General features: G+C 70.3%; 13 protein-coding genes. 3 read left to right on the forward strand and 10 right to left on the reverse strand.

Features of this window, described 5'->3' with window-relative positions; all coding sequences use genetic code 11:
• Positions 1–205: 205 nt before the first annotated feature.
• The 9 genes from AC6LJ5_RS13300 to AC6LJ5_RS13340 all read right to left on the reverse strand — a co-directional run bounded on the left by AC6LJ5_RS13300 (position 206) and on the right by AC6LJ5_RS13340 (position 11,132).
• Positions 206–1,420, reverse strand: coding sequence for a substrate-binding domain-containing protein (locus AC6LJ5_RS13300; RefSeq protein WP_498140709.1), 1,215 nt, complete (start codon positions 1,418–1,420; stop codon positions 206–208).
• A gap of 189 nt (positions 1,421–1,609) precedes the next feature.
• A complete protein-coding gene (gene gspF / locus AC6LJ5_RS13305) occupies positions 1,610–2,815 on the reverse strand; it encodes a type II secretion system inner membrane protein GspF (RefSeq protein ID WP_498140710.1) in 1,206 nt (401 codons plus the stop codon).
• Between the two features lie 10 nt (positions 2,816–2,825).
• Entirely contained in the window at positions 2,826–4,277 is a 1,452-nt protein-coding gene (gspE, locus tag AC6LJ5_RS13310) for a type II secretion system ATPase GspE (protein ID WP_498140711.1), read from the reverse strand.
• On the reverse strand, positions 4,274–7,105 hold the full coding sequence (gspD, locus tag AC6LJ5_RS13315) for a type II secretion system secretin GspD (protein WP_498140712.1): 2,832 nt from the start codon (positions 7,103–7,105) through the stop codon (positions 4,274–4,276). Before gspD ends, gspE begins: the two co-directional genes overlap by 4 nt.
• A gap of 4 nt (positions 7,106–7,109) precedes the next feature.
• Positions 7,110–7,742, reverse strand: coding sequence for a type II secretion system protein M (locus tag AC6LJ5_RS13320; protein WP_392409871.1), 633 nt, complete (start codon positions 7,740–7,742; stop codon positions 7,110–7,112).
• The gene (gene gspL / locus AC6LJ5_RS13325) at positions 7,739–9,028 is read right to left on the reverse strand and encodes a type II secretion system protein GspL (protein WP_498140713.1); all 1,290 of its coding nucleotides are present in this window, start codon (positions 9,026–9,028) and stop codon (positions 7,739–7,741) included. Before gspL ends, AC6LJ5_RS13320 begins: the two co-directional genes overlap by 4 nt.
• Positions 9,028–9,945 carry a type II secretion system minor pseudopilin GspK gene (gene gspK, locus AC6LJ5_RS13330; RefSeq protein WP_498140714.1) on the reverse strand — a complete coding sequence of 306 codons (918 nt, stop codon included), beginning with the start codon at positions 9,943–9,945 and terminating at the stop codon, positions 9,028–9,030. The genes gspL and gspK overlap by 1 nt, the downstream gene beginning before the upstream one ends.
• A gap of 22 nt (positions 9,946–9,967) precedes the next feature.
• Positions 9,968–10,429, reverse strand: coding sequence for a type II secretion system major pseudopilin GspG (gene gspG / locus AC6LJ5_RS13335; RefSeq protein WP_103274467.1), 462 nt, complete (start codon positions 10,427–10,429; stop codon positions 9,968–9,970).
• Positions 10,430–10,643: 214 nt separating this feature from the next.
• Complete coding sequence (locus AC6LJ5_RS13340; protein WP_103274468.1) at positions 10,644–11,132, reverse strand: MarR family winged helix-turn-helix transcriptional regulator; 489 nt, start codon at positions 11,130–11,132, stop codon at positions 10,644–10,646.
• 114 nt (positions 11,133–11,246) lie between these two features.
• Between AC6LJ5_RS13340 and AC6LJ5_RS13345 the strand changes: the two genes are divergently transcribed.
• Positions 11,247–12,401: an MFS transporter gene (locus AC6LJ5_RS13345; RefSeq protein WP_498140715.1), complete on the forward strand. Its 1,155-nt coding sequence runs from the start codon at positions 11,247–11,249 to the stop codon at positions 12,399–12,401.
• An 8-nt stretch (positions 12,402–12,409) separates the two neighbouring features.
• On the opposite strand, the gene AC6LJ5_RS13350 is transcribed toward AC6LJ5_RS13345, so the two are convergent.
• Positions 12,410–12,718 (reverse strand): Rdx family protein, encoded by a 309-nt coding sequence (locus AC6LJ5_RS13350; protein WP_498140716.1) that lies wholly within the window; start codon positions 12,716–12,718, stop codon positions 12,410–12,412.
• A gap of 132 nt (positions 12,719–12,850) precedes the next feature.
• On the opposite strand from AC6LJ5_RS13350, the gene AC6LJ5_RS13355 reads away from it, so the two are divergent.
• Both AC6LJ5_RS13355 and AC6LJ5_RS13360 read left to right on the forward strand, forming a co-directional pair.
• Entirely contained in the window at positions 12,851–14,053 is a 1,203-nt protein-coding gene (locus AC6LJ5_RS13355; RefSeq protein WP_498140717.1) for a multidrug effflux MFS transporter, read from the forward strand.
• 44 nt (positions 14,054–14,097) lie between these two features.
• Positions 14,098–14,907, forward strand: coding sequence for an enoyl-CoA hydratase (locus AC6LJ5_RS13360; protein ID WP_498140718.1), 810 nt, complete (start codon positions 14,098–14,100; stop codon positions 14,905–14,907).
• Positions 14,908–14,920: the final 13 nt, after the last annotated feature.

A 14,920-nucleotide genomic window follows, 5' to 3' on the forward strand; every position in this document is an offset into this window, starting at 1 on the left:
ACAGCTACTCGCATGATGTGTAATTCAGATGACAGCGCCGGGAAAAAAGGTGTGGAGTGCCGTAACAAGTTGCGGAGCCGCGTTCGCCCGGAACGCCCCTGCAAGGTCCATGAAAAAAGACGGCGCACCCCGCGATACTCGCGGAATGCGCCGTCCACACTGCTGCTATCTCGACCTGCCTACAGCTGCTGGAGCCCTCGCCCCATTAGCCGCGGCCAGCGTAGCTGCCGCAAACCGTCGTGTTGCCGATGTTCAGGTTCTTGGCATCGCCCGTCACGAAGGTGTTGAGGATCGCGTCGCGCGTATCCTGGCTCAGCGCGACCAGCAGATGATCGCCCGGCAGCAGGTTGCCGGCGTCGTAGTGCTTCGTCAGGAAGTCCTTGACGTCGTTGGCGACAGCGGCGCTGGTGTAGCACTGGCTCAGCACCAGGTTGGTGGGGCCGGCGATCGGATAACCCTTGGTCGGGTTGACCGACGCACGGATCCAGTTGAACGGGTTGCCGGCGTTGTTCACGTCGTTCCAGCCAGCCGCGGCCGGATTCGTGACGGTGGGAGCCGAGCCCGGCAGGCCGCCGGAACCCGAGTTCTGCAGCGCCAGGTTGACGTCGTCGGCGGTCGGGCTGTAGACGACATTGTCATTCGAGTTGCGCAGATTGGCCTGCTTCAGCGTGCCGGTGTAGGCCGGATCGGGGCTGAGGTAGGTGATGGCGGAAGTCTGGCCGCCGATCACGGTCGCCACGCCGCCGCTGCCGTTGGCCGGCAGGAAGGTGGCGGGCGGGGTGTTCGACGGGAATTCCTGGGCGAAGGTGCTCTTGCCCGAGAAGGCCACGTTCGAATCGGCGCCGCACACGGCTTGCAGATGGCGGGTCAGCAGTTCGGTGGTGCCGCTGCTGTCGCTGCGGTACACGACCTTGAAGTCGTTCAGATTGGCGGGGACGGTCACGCCGACCTGGCTCCACTTGGTGAACTTGCCCGAGAAGATGCCGCAGACCTGGGCCTTGTTCAGCGTGATGACGCCCGTCGGACCCTTGTAGGAAACCGTCACCGGGGTGGCGACCGAGGGAATCTGGATCAGCGGACCGTGGCCCACCGGGTTGCCGATCTTGCCCAGGCCGGTCGTCAGGTAGTCGTTGATCTGCGTTTGCGTCAGGATGGAATCGCTGCCGATCCAGTGCACCACACCCGAGCTGCCGAAGCCGGTGGCGTTGTTCGTCAGGAAAGCGGTCTTGCCCGCGCCGCTGCCCACGCCCTTGTAAGGCTTGAAGCTCGCTTCGGGGAAGTTGGTGATTTCGTCGTTGTACAGCTTCTCGGGCAGCGTGGCGCCGCCGGAAACCACGACCTGCTGCGCCAGCGCGGCGCCCGACAGGGCCATCAGGCCGGCCGCCGACAGAACGGCGACCAGGGAATTGCGGTTGAACATGTCTTGCTCCTTGCACTCGTTTCGGAGAGAACTGCCAGTGGAGAAAAGAACGGATGAACCCAAGAACGCACCCTGCGGCTACGGAGAGAAAAGCCTGCCTGACGCGTTGAAGTCATGATGCGCAAGCGAGGTGACAGGGCCGGGAAAAAAGGTGTGGAGTCGGGTAAGAATGTGGGGATAAGCCCGCCCTCACCCCACCATCTGATTGATCTCCATGATCGGCAGCATCACCGCCAGCACGATCACCAGCACCACCGCGCCCATGGTCAGGATCATGATCGGCTCAAGCAAGGCCGTCATCGCCATCGCCCGCCGCTCGATATCCGACGACAGCGTCTGCGCCGCCCGGTCCAGCATGCGCGACAGGGTGCCGGTCTTCTCGCCGCTGGACACCAGATGGCACAGCAGCGGCGGAAACACCTTCTGCTGGCGCAGCGCCGCGCCCAGCCCCGAGCCGCCTTCGATGCGCGAGGTGGCGTCGAGCACGGCGCGGCGCAGGCATTCGTTGCCCAGCGTCTGGCGCGCCGCTTCCAGGCCGCGCAGCAGCGGCACGCCGGCGTCTGAGAGGATGGCCAGCGTGGACGCGAAGCGCGCGGTGTTCACGCCCAGCGCGAAGCGCCCGATCATCGGCAGTCGCAGCACGCGCGCGTGCCAGGCCAGCCGGGCGGCCTCGGCGCGCTGGGTCCAGCGCCACAGGCCGAACAGCAGGACCAGGACCAGCGCGTTCAGCGCGCCCCATTGGCGCACGTATTCGCTGGCGGCCAGCATCGCCTGGGTGATGAAGGGCAGCTCCTGCCGCGCCTGCGAGAAGGCGCTGACCACCTGCGGCACCACGTAGGCCAGCAGGAAGATGACGATGCAGATCGAGACGCAGCCGACGATGGCCGGATAGATGAAAGCGGTCAGCACCTTGGAGCGCAGCGCGTTGCGTTCCTCGATATAGTCGGCCAGCCGTTCCATGATGCGCGCCAGGTCGCCGGAGTCCTCGCCGGCCTTGATCAGCGCGCGATAGATGGGCGGAAAGTCGCGCGGGCGCGCGGACAGCGTATCGGAAAAGCGCTGGCCGCCGCGTACATCGGCGCGCACTGCGGTGAAGGTATCGGTGATGTGCTTCTTCTCGGCCTGTTCGACGGTGGCGGTCAGCGCGGCTTCCAGCGGCAGGCCGGCGGCCAGCAGGCTGGCGAGCTGGCGGGTGGCCCAGGCCAGGTCGCTGTCGGACAGCCTGGGGCCGAACAGCTCGATCTGGCTGCGCCTGGCGGCGGCCTCGCGCAGTTCCAGCGCGGTCAGGCCCTGCGCGCGCAGCTGGGCGCGCGCTGAGCGCGCCGAGTCGGCCACCAGCGTGCCGCGCTGGATGGCGCCATGTGCGTCGGCGGCCTCGAAACGGAAATTCGCCATGATCTCTCTCCTACCCGTCCCGCGTCACGCGGATGATTTCTTCGGGCGCGGTCTGGCCGTCGCGGACCCAGCGCTCGCCATCCTCGCGCATCAGCTTCATGCCGGAGCGTTGCGCGGCCACGCGCAGCTGCTGTTCACCCGCGCCTTCGTGGATCAGGCGGCGCTGCTCGTCGTCGATGACGTACAGCTCGTGGATGCCGGTGCGGCCGCGATAGCCGGTGTGGTTGCAGGCCGGACAGCCCACCGGCAGGAAATGGCCACCCTCGGGCGCGGGCCGCTTGCAATCCGGGCACAGTCGGCGCACCAGGCGCTGGGCCAGCACGCCCAGCAGCGACGAGGCCAGCAGGAAGGGCTCGACGCCCATGTCGGTCAGGCGGGTCAGCGCCGAGACCGAGTCGTTGGTATGCAGCGTGGCCAGCACCAGGTGGCCGGTGAGCGAAGCCTGCACCGCGATCTGGGCGGTCTCCAGGTCGCGGATCTCGCCGATCATGATGACGTCGGGGTCTTGCCGCAGGATGGCGCGCAGCGCCACGGCGAAGCTCATGTCGATCTTGGCGTTGACCTGGATCTGGCTGATGCCCGGCAGGTCGTATTCCACCGGATCCTCGACGGTCAGCACGTTGCTGGTGGCGGCGTCGATCTGGCCCAGCGCGGCGTACAGCGTGGTGGTCTTGCCGCTGCCGGTCGGGCCGGTCACGAGCACGATGCCGTGCGGCTGGTGCACCAGGCGGTCCAGTTCCGCCAGCACGCCGGGCGCCATGCCCAGGCGTTCAAGCTTGAGGCGCCCTGCCTCCTTGTCCAGCAGGCGCAGCACGGCGCGCTCGCCGTGCCCGGTCGGCACGGTGGACACGCGGATGTCGATGGGCCGGCCGCCCACGCGCAACGCGATGCGGCCGTCCTGCGGCAGGCGCTTTTCGGCGATGTCCAGGTGGGCCATGATCTTGATGCGCGAGATCAGCGCCGAGTGCAGCGCCTTGCGCGGGCTGACCACGTCGCGCAGGCCGCCGTCGACGCGGTAGCGCACCACCGAATGCGTCTCGAACGGCTCGATGTGGATGTCGCTGGCGCCGTCGCGCGCGGCCTGGGTGAACAAGGCGTTGATCATGCGGATGACGGGCGCGTCGTCCTGGGCGTCGAGCAGGTCCGTGACTTCCGGCATCTCGTGCATCAGCCGGTCCAGGTCGACCTCGTTCTCGGCCGCGCCGACCACGGCGGCGGCATCGCCGGCGTCGGCGTAGGCCGCCGTCAGCAGGGACTCCAGTTCGGCGTCGGCGGTCTGGCGCAGCGGCACCGGGCCATGGCGGCGGCGCACTTCGGTGATGGCCCAGGAAGGCGTCAGCGGGCTGACGACCAGCTCGTCGCCGTCGCCCGCGCGGCGCAGCAAGGCCCGCTGCGCGCGCGCCCAGGCATAGGGCAGGCGCGTCCCGGCGCCTGGCGTGGCTTCGCCGGCGGGCGCGCTCATAGGCCCAGCACCATCTCGGGCTGGTAGCCCAGCTCGCGCAGCAGCTGCAACGCGGTGTCCACCGAGCGCTGGTCGCGCGGCACGCTGGCGCGCACCACGTAACTCTGCCCGCCCGGTCCGGACAGGGTGTAGGCCTTCAGGCCGCTGACCTGCACGCGCCGGGAGACCGCCGTCGCCTCGGCTTCCGTGGCCACGTCGGCGAACTGCAGCACGGTGTTGCTGGTATCCGGCTGACCGTAGAGCGCGGCGGGATCGCTGGCGACGGTCAGGCCGGCCGGCAGGCGCGTGCGCACCTCGGTGCGCTCATCGGCCGGGCTCTTGACGGCGGCCAGTTGCCTCGGTTCGGTCGTGCCCTGCGTGGCGGGCGGCTCCCGGCGCAGGGTCTGCTCCAGCGAACCGGCGCGGAAGTCATAGGGCTGCCCCGCCACCGGCACGCCGGCCGGCGGCAGCACCGGCGCCCGCATGTCGGGCAGCAGCGGATGGTCCGCCGGCTGCACCTGGCTCTGCACGCGCCGCATGTAGTTGTAGCGGCTCTGGGTCAGCCCCATGCCGCCAGCCGAATCGCGAACCACGTAGGGGCGCAGGAACACCATCAGGTTGGTCTTGCTGCGCCCGCGCGTGTCATAGCGGAACAGACTGCCCAGTACCGGGATGGAGCCCAGCACCGGCACCTGGTCCCGGCTGTTCGTGACGCTGTCTTCCAGCAGGCCGCCCAGCACCATGATCTGGCCGTCGTCCAACAGCACGCTGGTGTCCATGGCGCGCTTGTTGGTGACCAGCCCGGCCGCGACATCGGCCGTCCTGTCGATGCTGCTGACTTCCTGGTAGATGTCCAGCTTGACCGTGCCGCCCTCGGATATCTGCGGCCGGATGTTGAGCTTCAGGCCGATGTCCTCGCGCTGGATGGTCTGGAAGGGATTGCTGTTGGTGCTGCCGGGCGTGATGTACTGGCCGCTGACGAAGGGCACGGTCTTGCCCACCATGATGGAGGCCGGCTCGTTGTCCAGGGTCAGCAGGTTCGGCGTGGACAGCACGTTGCTGCCTCCCTTGGTCTGCATCGCGCGCGCCAGCACGCCCAGGTTGGCGACCTCGCCAACGCCGGGGATGTTGATGGTGCCCGAGATCACACCGATGCTCAGGCCGCCCTTGGGCAAGGCCTGGATGGAATTCTTCCCGCCAGGCGTGAAGGTGTCCTTGCCGAAGTTCGCGCCGCCGAACACGCGGCCGCCGCCGGCCAGCCACTGAATGCCCAGCTCCGCGCCGTCGTTTTCCGTGATCTCCACGATCAGGCTTTCCACCAGCACCTGGGCGCGGCGCTGGTCCAGCAGGTCGATCACCTTGCGCAGGCTGCGGTACATGGGCTCGGGCGCCGAGATGATCAGCGTGTTGGTGGTGGCGTCGGCGTTCACCGTGACGCCATTGGCCGAGAATGCGGAGCCGTCCTGCCCCTTGCGGCCGGTGGCGCCGGGTCCGAGCGCGTCCGTGCCCCGGCCGTTGTAGCCGCCGCGGGCGGCGCTGCCCGTGCCGCTGTTCTGGCCAGAGCCGGAGCCGCTGGCGCCAGTGGTATTCGTCTGCTGGCCGTTGGCATTGCCCGAGCTGTTGCCCAGGCCACCGCCGAAGGCCCCGCCCGGCCCCAGCGCGGCGCGCGCGGCGGCCTCGCCCCCCGCGCCGCCGCCGTCGCTCTCTCCGGTCAGGACGCCGCGCAGCACGCGGGCCAGATGCGTGGCCTGGGCGTTGCGCAGGTAGACCACGTGCAGGTTGTCCGGGTCCGTCTGCGAGCTGTCCAGCTGGCGGATCAGGTCGCGCGCCAGCTTGGCGCGGCCGGGGCTGCCAGAGCGCACGATGACGCTGTTGGCGCGCGGGTCGGCCACCACGACGACGCGCTGGCTCGGATCCTCGTTGCGCTGGGCGTCCAGCAATTCCGAGGCCATGCCTGCGATGTCCACGGCGATGCCCTGCCGCACCTTGACGACTTCGGTGACCAGCGACGAGGGATTGTCGATGCTGGCGATGATGCGGCCGATGCGGTCCAGGTTGTCGGCGTAGTCGGTGATGACCAGCGTGTTGTTGGCCGGATAGGCCGTGATGCTGTTGCTGGGCGCGATCATGGGGCGCAGCACCGGCACCAGCGCGGTCGCGTTCTCGTAGCTCAGGCGGAAGGTCCGCGTGACCACGCCGCCGCCCGCCGGCGCGTCGGCGCTTTGCACCGGCCCGCCCTGCAGCTTGGCGTCGGCTTCCGGCATCACCCTGGTGCCGCCGGCCACGTCGACCGCCGCGTATCCCTGCATGCGCAGCGCGCCCAGCAGCATGCCGTAGGCGGCGTCGGGCGCGACCGGCCCCTGCGACACCAGCGTCAGCGTGCCCTTGACGCGCGGGTCGACCAGGAACTGCTTGCCGGTGAACTTGGCCAGCACGCGCAGCACGGCGGGAATGTCGGCGTCGACGAAGTTCAGCAGCACACCGTCCTGCGCGGCGGCGGGTTTGCCCGGCGGGACGTTGGCCGCCGGGGTATCGCTGGTCTTCTGCCCGGCGTCGGCCTGCGCCGACAGCGGCGCGGCGCGCTTGTCGCCGCCCACGGCGCGCGATGCCTGCGCGGTGCGCAAGGGCTGCGCCCGCGCGGCCTCGGGCGCCGGCGTCGCCCTGGCCTGCGCGGTGGGCGCCAGCGTCATGGCCAGCGGTGGCAAGCCATCCAGCCCCGTCTGCGGCGCGTCGGCGCGTCGGCCGCCGTCCGGCGTCGAGCAACCGGCAAGCGCGGCCAGGACGGCCATGCTCACGACCTTGCGCCGGGCCGTCGTGCGGGCGGCTTGCGGCAAGCGATACTGCGTCACTGTGTTACCTCTCGTTCCGGGTGGCGGGGGACAACTCGATCGATGCGCGGTACTGATCCAGAAGCGACATCCCGGTTGGCGACACGGCGCCCTTGCCCGGTACTTCCAGCACCGTGACGGCCGGCCTGGACCCGGCGGCGGCGGGCGCATCGATGCGACGCAAGTCGATCCGGTCCGGCCGCAGCGACAGACGCCCAGGCTGCGTCAGCAGCCAGCGCAGCAAGGGTTCGGCCCGCGCGTCCTCCAGGCTCAGGCGCCAGCGGCCATCCGGGCCGGGCGCCGTCACGTCGGCCTGCAAACCGGTCTGCTCCAGGCCAAGGCGCAGCGACGCTTCCGTCGCCGGGCCGCGCACGGCTTGCTCGCGAGGCGCGCTGGCCAGCAATGTTTCCAGCTCGATGCTCAAACCGCGCAGGCGCGTCAGTTCGGCGCGCGCGCGCTCGGCCCTGGCCAGCGCAGGCTCGATCAGCGCCAGCCAGCACAGCGCGGCCAGCGCCAGCAGGGCGCAGCCGGCCAGCATGCGGCGCTCGCGCGGCGCCAGTCCGAGCCAATAATTCCCGGCGCGCGCGCGCCAGTCCGCGATGCGCTTGCGCCCTGCCGCGAACGGCGCCGCCGCCAGGGGCCGGAACGCGAAGCTCATGAGCGGCTCGCGGGTGCCGCGCCCTGTGGCGGCGCGCGGCGCAGGCGCCAGCCGCCGGCTTGCGGCTCGACGGATACGCCGTCCTTGGCCGCCGCCTTGATCCAGTCCGGCGTGCCCCCTTCCGGCGCCGGGTCACGGCGCGCGCCGGGCGCCATCTCCACATCCAACGCGCCGTCCGCATAGCGCAAGCCGGCCACTTCGCCGGTGGCGAAGGCCAGATGCTGCGTGGCCGCGCCCAACAGGAACGCGAACTCCGATTGCCCGGGACCGCCTTGCAACTGCTGGCGGACCTGGCGCAAGGGATCGGTCACGCGGGCCAGGGCGGGGAACGCCTGTTGCACACGGTCATGCACGTGCGCGCGCAGTTCGGCGACGCCGTGTTCAAGGCGCCAGGCCTGCAACTGCAGGCCGCCGATCCACACCGTGGCGGCGATGGCGGCCCATTTGATGGCGCCGCGCCACGATCCGGCCACGGCGCTCGCGCGGCGGGCCAGCGCTACATTCCAGCCTGGTGCGACATCGGCGCCAGCCTCGATCTCGCGGCCCTGTTCAGCGGGCATGTCATGGGGCCACCAGGGCGGAATCCCGCCGATCCAGACGATCCGCGCCGGTCTGGCGGTCTCCAGCGCGCGCAAAAGGGCCTGCACACCGGGGATGTAGGCTCCCGACGCGCCCACGCCCGGCTTGTCAGCGCCGGCGGCATGCCCGCCCACGGAGTCCATGGCGCCTGTATCCGCGCGGGAAACATCCCCGGAAGGCACGTCCGCGCGCGCGATCGCATGGATCTCCACGTGATCGGAGCCGGCGCGCAGCGCTACCCAATCGTCTCCCTGCATCAAGGTCCAGCCGTCGGGTGTGCGCGGCAGCCATAGCGGCAGCGGCGCAAGAGCCGCTGCCGTCAGGCCGCAACCTTCCATCAGCGCCTGCGCCCGTTCCGCCTGTTCGCGGGCGATCCAGGCCAGGCAGACATTCCCGTCCGCGGCGCGCGCGCCATGGGCCACCAGCAGCGCGTCGGCGTCGCCCAGGGCCAGCAGTTCCACCGCGCCCGCCGCCGCCACCTTCAGGCGCGCGGGCGTCAGCGGCGGCAAGGGCGCGGCGGCCAGCGCCATGTCCCCGGGCTGCACGAAGGCGGTCACGCGCGCCCCCCGGTGCAAGCCCGCCAGCTCGGCAAGGCTGCGCGGCGTGGCCGATCGCAGCCAGATCTTGCCCTCGCGCAGCGCATAGGGCAGCGGCGTGTCGGCAGAGAGCAGGCGCAAGGCCGGCAACAGGACGCGGATCTCCGGCATCAGGCGCCTTCTCTCGACCAAAGCACCTCGGGCCACGGCTTCGCGCCGCGCGCCAGCAGCGCCTGGAACGGCACCAGCGCCGACCCCAGCCGCGCGGCGCCAGCGAGCCGGAACCAGTTGCTCTGCACGGCCACGCGCGCGGGATTGCCCTGTTGCCCGGGCAGGTTCAACCGGTTGGCGAAATCGCCTTCGGTGGCGAACCACATGCCGGCATCGCGCTGGGCGACCAGCGCCTTCGCCTGCTCCAGCGACAGATCAGGCACGCGGGCGGCGATCACTTCGGCCCGGGCGGTGTTCACGTTGACCAGGGTGACACGCGGCAATACCGTGACATAGGGCCGCAGGCGCGCGACGACACCGGCGTCCACGCCCGGCGCGCCGGCAAGCTCATCCAGGCTGCGCGGAAATGGCGCCAGGCCGGGCCGCCCGGCTTCACCCGGCCGGGCCGAAGCCGCGCCGTCGCCAGCTTTATGCGGCGGCGGCAATGACGCCAGCATGCGCTGCGCCAGGGCGTCCGCGACCTCCGGCCGCAGCCCCAGCGATTGGCACAGGCGGGCCAGCTCCTCGACGCCGTCCTGATACAGCTTGCCCTCGAAGACCAGATTGCGCAGGTTGAGCTTGCCCTGCTCGTCTTCCAGGCGGCCCAGGAACACCGGCTGGCCGCCGGCCGTGGCCGCGAGCCGCGCATCGGTGATGGGCGCGGCCCAGGGCGCGTCGCCGCGCGTGGTGGCGTTGCGCTCGCCATCCTCCTTGATCAGACGCAGGGCCAGGTTCAGGCCGCCGCGCAGCAGCGCCTGGGCCTGGGCGCGGTTCTGCGCGGCCTGCACCCCGCGCAGGAAGGCGTCCTGGCGTTGCAGCAGCGAGGCGGTGATCATGGTCACCGCCGCCACCACCAGCAAGGCGCTGATGACGGCCATGCCTTGCTGCCGGACGCGGCGCTCAGAGCTGCCAGGAACCGATGTCGGCATTGCCTGCTTCCCCGTCCGGCTTGCCGTCGGCGCCGTAGGAAAACACATCGATTTCGCCGTGCGCGCCGGGATTCAGGTACTGATAGGGATGGCCCCAGGGATCGTTGGGCAGGCGGTCCAGATAGGCGCGCCAGGCGCTGTTGGCGCCCGGCCCCGTAGCGGGCCGCTCCACCAGCGCGCGCAATCCTTGCTCGGTGCTGGGATAGCTGCCGGTGTCCAGCCGATAGAGCTTGAGCGCCTGCATCAGCGCGCTGATGTCCTGGCGCGCGGCGACCGCGCGCGCCTGATCAGGGCGGTCCAGCAGACGCGGCACCACCAGCGCCGCCAGGATGCCCATGATCACGATCACCACCATGATCTCGATCAGCGTGAAACCACGCTGCCGATGGCCGGGCGGGCAATGCGTATCCGTCTGGTGCCGGCTTGCTTTCATCGCGCGGGGACTCCGAGGCTGCCGTTGGGCCCGAGAACCGGCGCGCGTCCGGGTCAGTCGGGCGCCGTTCAGGTCCGGAGATATTGGCAAGCCCGGATTTCACGCATTTGACGCATTGTGCGGAGGATTGAAAGCTACGGCCGGAACGCCGCAAGCGCCAGCGAGGTGGATCCTGGCGTGCTGTCCCGCGCATACGCCCGCGCGCGATCCGTCACTAGCCGGCGTAGGCGCCCAGCAGCTTGCCCAGCAGGTCCGCGAGCTGGCGCTGCTCGGTCGCGTCCAGCGGCGACAGGACCTCGGCCTGGTTGCGCACGTGCGCGACCACCGCCCGATCGATCAGTTTCAAGCCGGCGCGGGTCAACCGCACCAGCGTCGCGCGACCATCGCCGGGATTGGGCACGCGCTCCACCAGGCCCGCGCTTTCCAGGCGGTCGATGCGGTTGGTCATGCTGCCCGACGAGATCATCATGTCCTCGTACAGTGCGGTCGGGGTCAGGCCCTGCGCCGCGCCGCTGCGCCTGAGCGTGGCCAGCACATCGAATTCACCCGGTTGCAGGCCGAATTCCGCGAACAAGGGGTTGATCCGGTCGCGAGTGATGACCAGCGCGCATTCGGCGAGGCGGCCCAGCACCAGCATGCTGGACACGTCCAGGCCCGGCAGCTCGCGATTCCATTGGGCCACCGCGCGGCCCGCCCTATCCATAACCATGACGGCATCTCCAGTTATCTTGACGTCAAGATAAATTCCAAATATCTTGACGTCGAGATATTTTAGCAACGCGGCCGTTCAAACGTGGGCCGATCACAGGGAGCAGCAGTGAATCTTTCCGTAGCGCAACGGTGGCAGGTGGCCGCCATCATCCTGGTGGGCCTGAATCTGCGCCCCGTGCTGGCCTCGGTGCCGCCCCTGCTGGATGCCTTGCAGGCGGCGACCGGCATGTCCGACGGCGCGGCGGGCCTGATGACCGCCCTGCCCGTCTTCGTCATGGGCATAGGCGCGCTGAGCGCGGCCCCGCTGCGCCGCCTGCTGGGCGAGCGCCTGGGCGTGCTGCTGGGGCTGGCCGTGATCGCCATCGCCGCCGGCGCCCGGCTGGCGGCGGATCATACCGGCGCGCTGTTGGCCACCGGCGTCGCGGCCGGCCTGGGCATCGCCATCGCGCAGGCCCTGCTGCCGGGCTACATCAAGGCACGCCTCGCGGCTGCCAGCAGCGGCGTGATGGGGCTCTATTCGACCGCCATCATGGGCGGCGCGGCCATCGCCAGCGTCGCCACGCCGCTGATGGCGCGCCAACAGTCGCTGTCCCTGTCGCTGGCGGCCTGGGCCTTGCCCGCCCTGGTCGCGCTGGCCTGCTGGGCGCGCGCCGCCGGCCGCGCCGAGGCCGTCGCGCATGCCGCAGGCGCCGACGGCGCGCACGGGCGCCGCGCCTGGCTGCTGGCCATTTTCTTCGGCCTGGGCACGGGCGCCTATACGCTGGTGCTGGCCTGGCTGCCGCCCTACTACACCGCGCTGGGCTGGACGCCGGTCGCGGCCGGCAGCCTGCTGGGCGCCGTCACGGTCGCGGAAATCGCGGCCGGCCTGCTGGTGTCCGCGCTGATCGGCCGCCTGCCCGACCGCCGCCCGGCGCTGTATCTGGCGATCGGTTCGCTGCTGGTCGGCCTGGCGGGCCTGGCCATCGCGCCGCTGGCCTTTGCCTGGCCGGCCTCCGTGCTGGCGGGCCTGGGCATCGGCGCCCTCTTTCCGTTGTCGCTGATCGTGACCATGGACCACGCGGCCACGCCCGCGCAGGCCGGCCGGCTGGCGGCCTTCGTGCAGGGCGTGGGGTATTTGATCGCGGCGACGTTTCCCTACGCGGCCGGGCTGATCCGGCAGCATGTGTCGGACCTGCGCCCGGCATGGGGAGTGATGATGGCGATCTGCGCGATCCTGTTCGGGATGGCCCTGCGGTTCCGGCCGCAGGCGGGCCGGCGCTGACGCGGCCCTCAGTCTTCGGCCGGGCCCTTGCGATGACCGTCCACGTGGCCCAGCGGGCGCGAGGGATCGATCAGGTCGCGCACGCGCTGCTTGAGCGTCTTGGCGTCCGGAAAGCCGCCGTCGCGCTTGCGATCCCAGAGCAGTTCTCCGTCGCAGCTGACCTGGAACACGCCGCCCGTGCCCGGCTGTAGCGCGACCTCGCCCAGATCGGTGGAGAACGTGGACAGCAACTCCTGAGCCATCCAGGCGGCGCGCAGCAGCCATTGGCACTGGGTGCAATAGACGATGACGATGCGGGGGCCGTTGATGTCGCTCATGCCGGCGATTCTAACTTGAGCGCCTGGCCGGCGATGGCATCGCAACCCGCCCGGCATGTCGCCAGCGCCCGATCCGGGCTTGAGGGATAATCGAGGGTTTTTCCCTAGCCCCTTTGCGGCCTGGACCCTGCAATGACCCCTGTATCCACTACCCGCGGCCAGGCTTGGCTGATCGGCCTGCTGATGGCCCTGGTCACGCTCACGCCAATGGGCATCGACATCTACCTGCCTTCCCTGCCCGGCATGGCGCAGGATTTCGGCGTCACGATGGCCGCCATGCAGACCAGCGTCACGCTGTTCATCTTCGCGGTCGGCCTGAGCCAATTGCTGATCGGACCGCTGGCCGACCGCCACGGTCGCCGGCCGGTGGCGCTGGCCGGGGTCGCGGCCTACGTCGCCGGCTCGGCGCTGGGCGCCTGCGCGGGCACGGTGGAGTGGTTCTATGCCGCGCGCGTGATCCAGGGCATCGGCGCCTGCGCCGCTTCGCTGGTGGCTTTCGCCGCCGTGCGCGATCGCTACGCCCCGGCCGAAGGCGCGCGCATCTACAGCTACCTGAACGGCGCGCTGTGTTCGGTCCCGGCGCTGGCGCCCATGCTGGGCGGCGCGCTGGCGGTGCTGGCCGGCTGGCGCAGCACCTTCGTTTTCATGGCGCTGTTCGCGCTGACGCTCGCGCTGCTGCTGGCGCGGCGCTTCGGCGAGACCCAGCCGCCAGCCGCCGGACCCGCCGCCCGCGTGGCGGGCTGGCGCCAGTACCTGCCCATCGCGACGAGCGGCCGCTTCGTGTATTTCGCCGTATTCGGCATGGCCGGCATGGCGATGATCCTGGTCTTCGTGTCGGCCGCGCCCGTGGTGCTGGTCCAGCGCCTGGGCTATTCCGAGCTGGGTTTCGGCGCCTGGTTCGGCGGCAATGCCGTGCTCAACATCGTCGCATTCTTCCTCGCACCCCGATTCATCGCGCGCTTTGGCCGTATGGTCATGCTGCGCGCCGGCCTGATTGCACTGCTGCTGGCGGCGGCCATGCATCTGGCGGCCTGGCTTTGGCTGCCTTTGTCCGCCTGGGCCTTCATGTTGCCGGTGGCGGTGCTGACGGTCGGGTTCTCGCTGGCGCTGGGCTCCGCCCTGAGCCTGGCGCTGGAACCCTATCCCGACCGCGCGGGCACCGCCGCCGCGGTGTTCGGCCAGTTCCAGATGAGCGGCTCCGCCCTGATCGCGACGCTGCTGCTGGGCCAGGGCATGAGCCCGCAGCTGGCCATGGCGCTGATCGGCGCGCTGCTGGCCGGACCGCTGCTCTGCGCTTCCGGCTGGATCGCGCGGTCCGTGTCCCGCCACGGCTGAGACTGCCGCGCTGGTATCCTGAGGCCACAACGACAGGAGATGACATGAGCACGCAATCTTCCGCCAGCCCGGCCCTCGAACCGTTGCTGCTGCGCACCGACAGTCAGGGCATCGTCACGCTGCGCCTGAACCGGCCGGGACAGTTCAACTCGCTGTCCGAAGCGCTGCTGGCCGCGTTGCAGGCGCAGATCAATGCGCTGGCCGGCGACGCGAGCCTGCGCTGCGTGGTGCTGGAAGCCAGCGGCCGCGCCTTCAGCGCCGGGCATGACCTGCGTGAAATGCGGAGCCAGCCGTCACTGGACTACTACCGTGAGTTGTTCCGCAAGTGCGGCGCGGTGATGCAGGGCCTGCAAGCCCTGCCCGTGCCGGTCATCGCCAAGGTGCGCGGCATCGCCACCGCCGCCGGCTGCCAGCTGGTGGCCAGCTGCGACCTGGCGATCTGCGCCGATGACGCCCGTTTCGCCGTGTCGGGCATCAACGTCGGTCTGTTCTGCGCCACGCCGGCGGTGGCCCTCAGCCGCAACGTATCGGCCAAGCGCGCCTTCGACATGCTGGTCACCGGACGATTCATCGACGCGGCCACGGCCGCTGACTGGGGTCTGGTCAACGACGCGGTGCCCGCAGACCAACTGGATGCGCGCGTGGCTGAACTCGCCGCCGAGATCCTGTCCAAGAGTCCGGCCGCCATCCGCCATGGCAAGCGCATGTTCTACAAGCAGCGGCAGATGGCGCTGGCCGACGCCTACGACTACGCTGGCGACGTCATGGCCCGCAACATGATGGAAGAGGACGCCGCCGAAGGCATCGACGCCTTCCTGCAAAAGCGCGCGCCGCGCTGGCGCGGCCTGGCCTGAACGGCCCCGGGCG

The organism is Achromobacter sp. 1011791174 (assembly GCF_059760925.1).

Bases quoted from the DNA above. Each gene is read 5' to 3' on its own strand.
- AC6LJ5_RS13300 (WP_498140709.1), bottom strand. From the start codon at position 1,420: ATGTTCAACCGCAATTCCCTGGTCGCCGTTCTGTCGGCGGCCGGCCTG.
- gspF (WP_498140710.1), bottom strand. From the start codon at position 2,815: ATGGCGAATTTCCGTTTCGAGGCCGCCGACGCACATGGCGCCATCCAG.
- gspE (WP_498140711.1), bottom strand. From the start codon at position 4,277: ATGAGCGCGCCCGCCGGCGAAGCCACGCCAGGCGCCGGGACGCGCCTG.
- AC6LJ5_RS13320 (WP_392409871.1), bottom strand. From the start codon at position 7,742: ATGAGCTTCGCGTTCCGGCCCCTGGCGGCGGCGCCGTTCGCGGCAGGG.
- gspL (WP_498140713.1), bottom strand. From the start codon at position 9,028: ATGCCGGAGATCCGCGTCCTGTTGCCGGCCTTGCGCCTGCTCTCTGCC.
- gspK (WP_498140714.1), bottom strand. From the start codon at position 9,945: ATGGCCGTCATCAGCGCCTTGCTGGTGGTGGCGGCGGTGACCATGATC.
- gspG (WP_103274467.1), bottom strand. From the start codon at position 10,429: ATGAAAGCAAGCCGGCACCAGACGGATACGCATTGCCCGCCCGGCCAT.
- AC6LJ5_RS13340 (WP_103274468.1), bottom strand. From the start codon at position 11,132: ATGGATAGGGCGGGCCGCGCGGTGGCCCAATGGAATCGCGAGCTGCCG.
- AC6LJ5_RS13350 (WP_498140716.1), bottom strand. From the start codon at position 12,718: ATGAGCGACATCAACGGCCCCCGCATCGTCATCGTCTATTGCACCCAG.
- AC6LJ5_RS13355 (WP_498140717.1), top strand. From the start codon at position 12,851: ATGACCCCTGTATCCACTACCCGCGGCCAGGCTTGGCTGATCGGCCTG.
- AC6LJ5_RS13360 (WP_498140718.1), top strand. From the start codon at position 14,098: ATGAGCACGCAATCTTCCGCCAGCCCGGCCCTCGAACCGTTGCTGCTG.